This window comes from Paenibacillus sp. 01T422 (assembly GCF_056398785.1).
Map to the genome: position 1 here is coordinate 1 of NZ_JBFTQB010001590.1, position 527 is coordinate 527.

Annotated in this window: 1 pseudogene; it reads right to left on the reverse strand. The window is 37.4% G+C overall.

Going from position 1 to position 527, the window contains the following annotated elements:
* Positions 1–477 (reverse strand): annotated as a pseudogene (locus AC1DUA_RS40325) (hypothetical protein); the annotation flags it as partial.
* Positions 478–527: the final 50 nt, after the last annotated feature.

A 527-nucleotide genomic window follows, 5' to 3' on the forward strand; every position in this document is an offset into this window, starting at 1 on the left:
TTCTTTCACACTCCCTAGAACGGTGCGTTGAGCATGCAAAGCTAGAAAAACAACATCGCTTCTCTCGTCCACTGGCATTACGAGTGGTACAGATCCTCTTTGTTTCATCACTTCTAGTGGAGCAAGATTATTAATTTTTTCATAAGGGGTTCCATTGTAATTGGAAATTAATTCTTCACTGTAACACTTGGCTATTTCATTAAAATGTTGCTGTTCTAACACTTTGACATATCGCTCTAAAGAGCGTTTGGCAAGTGTTACTGTATTAAATGGATAATCAGACGAGGTTAATCCCACCTTTCTGCAAATATCAAGGAATATTTTGTGGAGATGTTTTATACGAACGGCTGGTTCTTGAACGGAATACTTGTCTTTTTTCAGATAAACAGAATCAATAGTTTGCTTTATTGATGGGTATTCTTCCAATAGAAATTGAAAAGCACCTGTAAACTTGGGAGAATCCCCATTCGGAAGCAATTTTCTCTCGTACTTTACAAGTGTTTTATTGGGTATAAGGCCCCTAAACC